The sequence below is a fragment of the Micromonospora sp. NPDC047753 genome (assembly GCF_040642735.1).
GTDB lineage: Bacteria > Actinomycetota > Actinomycetes > Mycobacteriales > Micromonosporaceae > Micromonospora.
On sequence record NZ_JBEYSL010000434.1, the window covers coordinates 1 to 5,769 of the forward strand.

Sequence of the window (5,769 nt, forward strand, 5' to 3'; positions counted from 1 at the left end):
CTGAAGTCGACTGTCAACACGATGGTGGACCAGTTGTCGTCGTTCGCCGACGAGGTGACCCGGGTGGCCCGTGAGGTGGGCACCGAGGGCAAGCTGGGCGGTCAGGCGCAGGTGCGCGGGGTCGCCGGCACCTGGCGTGACCTGACCGACAACGTGAACTCGATGGCGTCGAACCTGACCGCCCAGGTCCGCAACATCGCCCAGGTCTCGACGGCCGTGGCGAAGGGCGACCTGTCGCAGAAGATCACGGTGGACGCGCGGGGCGAGATCCTGGAGCTGAAGTCGACTGTCAACACGATGGTGGACCAGTTGTCGTCGTTCGCCGACGAGGTGACCCGGGTGGCCCGTGAGGTGGGCACCGAGGGCAAGCTCGGTGGTCAGGCGCAGGTGAAGGGCGTTTCCGGCACCTGGCGTGACCTGACCGACAACGTGAACTCGATGGCGTCGAACCTGACCAGTCAGGTCCGCAACATCGCCTCGGTGACCACCGCCGTGGCGAAGGGCGACCTGTCGCAGAAGATCACGGTGGACGCCCAGGGCGAGATCCTGGAGCTGAAGTCGACAGTCAACACGATGGTCGACCAGCTGTCGTCGTTCGCCGACGAGGTGACCCGGGTGGCCCGCGAGGTCGGTATCGAGGGCAAGCTCGGTGGTCAGGCGCAGGTGAAGGGCGTCTCCGGCACCTGGCGCGACCTCACCGAGAACGTCAACCAGCTCGCCTCGACGCTGACCACACAGTTGCGGGCCATCGCCCAGGTGTCCACGTCGGTGACCCGGGGCGACCTGACCCAGCGGATCGCGGTCAAGGCGCAGGGCGAGGTCGCCGAGCTCAAGGACAACATCAACCAGATGATCGTCACCCTCCGGGAGACGACCAAGAAGAACGCCGAGCAGGGCTGGCTGGACTCCAACCTCGCCCGGATCGGCGGCCTGTTGCAGGGCCAGCGCGACCTCGGCGAGGTCTGCCGCATGATCATGACGGAGGTGACGCCGCTGGTCGACGCCCAGCTCGGCGCCTTCTTCCTGGCCGACGACACCGACGGCAGCATGCGGCTGCGGCTGACCTCCTCGTACGGGTACGTGGCGCGGGGGCACGACGTCACCTTCGGGCCGGGTGAGGGGCTGGTCGGGCAGACCGCGCTCTCCCGGCGCACGATCCGGGTCAGCGCCTCCCCGAACAGTCGGCTCACCCTGCGGTCCGGCCTGGCCGAGACACCCCCGTCCGACCTGGTGGTGCTCCCCGTCCTGTTCGAGGGCGAGCTGCTCGGGGTGATCGAGTTCGCCAGCGTGTCAGCCTTCTCCGAACTGCACCTGTCGTTCCTGGAGCGGTTGGTGCTCACCATCGGCATCGCGGTCAACACCATCCAGGCCAACCGGCGTACGGAGGAGCTGCTGGCCCAGTCGCAGCGGCTGGCGCACGAGATGCAGGAGCAGTCGGCGGAGTTGCAGCGCACCAACGCCGAGCTGGAGGAGAAGGCCACTCTGCTGTCCGAGCAGAAGGGCAACATCGAGACGAAGAACCGGGAGATCGAGCTGGCGCGGCTGGGCCTGGAGGAGAAGGCGCAGCAGCTGACCCGGGCGTCGGCGTACAAGTCGGAGTTCCTGGCCAACATGAGCCACGAACTGCGGACTCCGCTGAACTCGTTGTTGCTGCTGGCCCGTCTGCTGGCCGAGAACTCGGAGCAGAACCTCAGCCCGAAGCAGATCGAGTTCGCCCGGACCATCCACGGGTCCGGCTCCGACCTGCTGCGACTGATCGACGACATCCTCGACCTGTCCAAGATCGAGGCGGGCCGGATGGACGTCGAGCCGACCGAGATTCGCTTCACCGAGCTGCGCGGCTACGTCGAGCAGGCGTTCGCCCCGCAGGCCGAGGAGAAGAACCTGGACTTCCAGGTACGGGTGAGCAAGGATCTGCCGCCGGCGTTGGTGACCGACGCGCAGCGGTTGCAGCAGATCCTGCGCAACCTGCTCTCCAACGCGGTGAAGTTCACCGACAACGGTGCGGTGACGCTGCGGATCGCCCCGGCCGCGGAGAACGCGGTGTTCGACGTGCCGGCGCTGACGAACGCTCAGCAGGTGATCGCCTTCACCGTGATCGACACCGGGATCGGCATCTCCGACGACAAGTTGTCGATCATCTTCGAGGCGTTCCAGCAGGCCGACGGCACGACCAGTCGCCGGTACGGCGGCACCGGGCTGGGCCTGTCGATCAGCCGCGATCTGGCCCGACTGATCGGCGGCACCATCACCGTCTCGTCCGCGCCAGGCCAGGGCTCGACCTTCACGCTGTTCGTGCCGCAGGTGCTGGCACCGGACGCGGTGGTCGTGCCGCAGATGCCGTCGCCGCAGCGCGCCGGGCTGCCGTCGTCGCTGCTGATGCCGCCGCTGGAGCTGCTGCCGGAACGGCCGGAGGCGCCGGCCACCCGTCAACTGGACGGTGCCACGGTGCTGATCGTGGACGACGACGTACGCAACGTCTTCGCCTTGACCAGCGCGTTGGAGCTGCACGGGATGACCGTGCTGTACTCGGACAACGGGGCGGACGGTGTCCGTCTGCTGGCAGAGCATCCGGAGGTGGACATCGTGCTGATGGACGCCATGATGCCCGACCAGGACGGTTACGAGACCACCCGCCAGATTCGCCGCAACCACCGGTTCGCCGACCTTCCGGTGGTCTTCCTGACCGCGAAGGCGATGCCGGGTGACCGTGAGTCGGCGCTCGCTGCCGGGGGCAGCGACTACATCACCAAGCCGGTCGACCTGGACGACCTGATCGAACTGATGTCGTCCTGGATCAACGGCAGCCGGACCGAGGAGACTTCGTGACCCAGATGGCCAAAGCGCTGCTCGTTGACGACCGGCGGCAGAATCTGACGGCCCTGGAGGCGATTCTTCAGGGCCTGCCGGTCCAGTCCGTGGCGGTGGAGAGCGGCGAGGCGGCGCTCAAGCAACTGCTGGTGGACGACTTCGCGGTGATCCTGTTGGACGCGCAGATGCCGGACATGGACGGCTTCGAGACGGCGAGCCACATCAAGCGCCGCGAGCGGACCCGGCACGTGCCGATCATCTTTCTCACCGCCGCCGACCGGGACGCCCAGCTCGCCCTCCGGGGCTACCAGGTGGGCGCGGTGGACTACCTCACCAAGCCGTTCGACCCGTGGGTGCTCCGAGCCAAGGTGTCGGTCTTCGTCGAGCTGTGGGTGAAGACCCGGCAGTTGGCCACCCAGTCGGACCTGGTTCGGGAGCGCGACACGCAGTGGCGGCGGCTCACCGAAGCGGTCGACGAGGCGACCGCCCAGCTCCGCTCGGACGACCCGGAGGTCCGCGACCGGGCGGTGAGGCTGCTCGAGCAGGCCCGCTGGGGCAACACCGCCTGACGCGGCAGGGCGGGGCGGCTCAGCCGGTGGGCTGGTCGTTACGGATCATCAGGGCACTGCGCAGACCGGTGATGTCCAGTACGCGGATCAGGAAGTCGCCCACGTGCGTCAGCATCAGCAGGCTCTGCGCGTGGCTGGCCTTGCGGCTGAGCACGACAAGGGTGCCCAGCCCCTGCGAGTCGCAGAAGGTGACGCCACCAAGGTCGAGGATGATCTTCGGGGGTGGGTCGGCCAGCACCTCGTTGACGACGGTGGAGAGCTGGGCCGCTGTGAGCATGTCGATCTCACCGGCCAGGCGCAAGACTGCTTCGTCGCCCGTCCGGTGTAGCGTGATGGACAGTTCGGCACGATCCACCCGGTCAGCCTAGCGCGATCCGACCGACCTGGCCTGTCGAGGCCGTGAGCCGCCGCCGTCCAGGCCACGAGGCCCCCCGTGTTCGCGCTGCTGACCGGCGCGGGTCACAGGTGAGCCGGGTAACCCCACCACGGGGTGGCTGCTGGTTGACCGTCCGGCGCTGTCACAATGGCGGCATCGTGACCGACATCTTCTCCGCCGGATCCGGCCGCTATCCAGCCGATGCGCCGGCCTCCGAGGCCCTGTTCGACCGCGCCCGCGCCATCGTGCCGGGCGGGGTGAACTCCCCTGTGCGCGCCTTCCAGGCGGTCGGCGGCACCCCGCGTTTCATGGTCCGTGGTGAGGGCCCGTGGCTGTACGACGCCGACGGTCGCCGCTACGTCGACCTGGTCTGCTCCTGGGGTCCGCTGATCCTCGGGCACGCCCACCCGGAGGTGGTGGAGGCCGTCCAGGCCGCCGCCGCCCGGGGCACCAGCTTCGGCACGCCCACCCCCGGTGAGGTGGAGTTGGCCGCCGAGATCGTCGTCCGGACCCCGGTCGAGCAGGTCCGCCTGGTCAACTCGGGCACCGAGGCGACCATGTCGGCGATCCGGCTGGCCCGCGGCTTCACCGGCCGCTCGAAGATCATCAAGTTCGCCGGTTGCTACCACGGCCACGTCGACGCGCTGCTCGCCGCCGCCGGCTCCGGCGTGGCCACCCTGGGCCTGCCCGACTCGCCCGGCGTGACCGGCGCGGCGGCCAGCGAGACGATAGTGCTTCCGTACAACGACATCCGGGCCGTCGAGGAGGCCTTCGCCGCCGAGGGCCCGCACATCGCCGCGGTGATCACCGAGGCCGCCGCCGGCAACATGGGCGTGGTGGCCCCCCGCGACGGCTTCAACCAGCAGCTCGCCCGGATCGCGCACGCCCACGGCGCCCTGTTGGTGGTGGACGAGGTGATGACCGGGTTCCGGGTCTCCCGCGCCGGGTGGCACGGCCTCGACGCCTCCGACGCGGACCTGTGGACGTACGGCAAGGTCATGGGTGGCGGCCTGCCCGCCGCGGCGTTCGGCGGGCGGGCGGACATCATGGCGCGGCTCGCGCCGGCCGGCCCGGTCTACCAGGCCGGCACCCTCTCCGGTAACCCGCTGGCCTGCGCCGCCGGCCTGGCGACCCTGCGGCTCGCCGACGACGCGCTGTACCAGCGCCTCGACGAGACGGCCGCCGTGGTGGGCAAGCTCGCGTCCGACGCGTTGGCCGCCGCCGGGGTCGCGCACCGACTGTCGTACGCGGGCAGCATGTTCTCGATCTTCTTCACCGACGCCGACGTGGTCGACTACGACAGCGCGCGAACCCAGCAGGTGCCCGCGTTCAAGGCGTTCTTCCACGCGATGCTCGCCGCCGGCGTCTACCTGCCGCCGAGCGCGTTCGAGTCGTGGTTCGTCTCGGCGGCGCTCGACGACGCCGCTCTGGAGCACATCGCCGCCGCGCTGCCCACTGCGGCGAACGCGGCGGCAGCGGCCGGTCACGGGGGGTAGACAACCTTGAGCAAGACTGTGGTTCACGTGCTGCGGCACGGCGAGGTGCACAACCCCGACCAGATCCTCTACGGCCGGCTGCCCGGGTTCCGCCTCTCCGAGCTGGGTGTGCAGATGGCCAAGGCCGCTGCGGAGGGCCTGGCCGAGCGGGAGATCGTGCACGTGGTGGCCAGCCCGCTCGAGCGCGCCCAGCAGACCGCCGAGCCGATCGCCGCCCAGTTCGGGCTGCCGGTCGGGGTGGACGAGCGGCTGATCGAGAGCGCCAACTGGTTCGAGGGCAAGAAGGTCTCCCCGGGTGACGGATCGTTCCGCGACCCGCGCAACTGGTGGGTGCTGCGCGACCCGGTGACCCCGTCCTGGGGTGAGGCGTACCGGGTGATCGCCGAGCGGATGTTCGCCGCCGTGCACGCCGCCCGGGTCGCCGCCGAGGGACGCGAGGCGGTGCTGGTGTCGCACCAGCTCCCGATCTGGACGTTGCGCCGTCACGTAGAGCGCAAGCGGCTCTGGCACGACCCGC

Annotated in this window: 5 protein-coding genes; 4 read left to right on the forward strand and 1 reads right to left on the reverse strand. The window is 69.7% G+C overall.

The features are described from left to right. A partial coding sequence (locus ABZ749_RS27675; RefSeq protein ID WP_357232954.1) for a HAMP domain-containing protein occupies window positions 1-2,829 on the forward strand: 2,829 nt, incomplete at its 5' end. Then, a complete protein-coding gene (locus ABZ749_RS27680) occupies window positions 2,826-3,380 on the forward strand; it encodes a response regulator (RefSeq protein ID WP_355004797.1) in 555 nt (184 codons plus the stop codon). The genes ABZ749_RS27675 and ABZ749_RS27680, both read left to right, overlap by 4 nt. A 19-nt stretch (window positions 3,381-3,399) precedes the next feature. Here ABZ749_RS27680 and ABZ749_RS27685 read toward each other — a convergent pair whose 3' ends face one another. Then, window positions 3,400-3,735 carry an STAS domain-containing protein gene (locus tag ABZ749_RS27685; RefSeq protein WP_355004798.1) on the reverse strand — a complete coding sequence of 112 codons (336 nt, stop codon included), beginning with the start codon at window positions 3,733-3,735 and terminating at the stop codon, window positions 3,400-3,402. A gap of 179 nt (window positions 3,736-3,914) precedes the next feature. Between ABZ749_RS27685 and hemL the strand changes: the two genes are divergently transcribed. Further along, window positions 3,915-5,252, forward strand: coding sequence for a glutamate-1-semialdehyde 2,1-aminomutase (gene hemL, locus ABZ749_RS27690; protein WP_357232956.1), 1,338 nt, complete (start codon window positions 3,915-3,917; stop codon window positions 5,250-5,252). A gap of 6 nt (window positions 5,253-5,258) precedes the next feature. Continuing rightward, the coding region (locus ABZ749_RS27695; protein ID WP_357232958.1) for a histidine phosphatase family protein at window positions 5,259-5,769 on the forward strand (511 nt) is incomplete at its 3' end.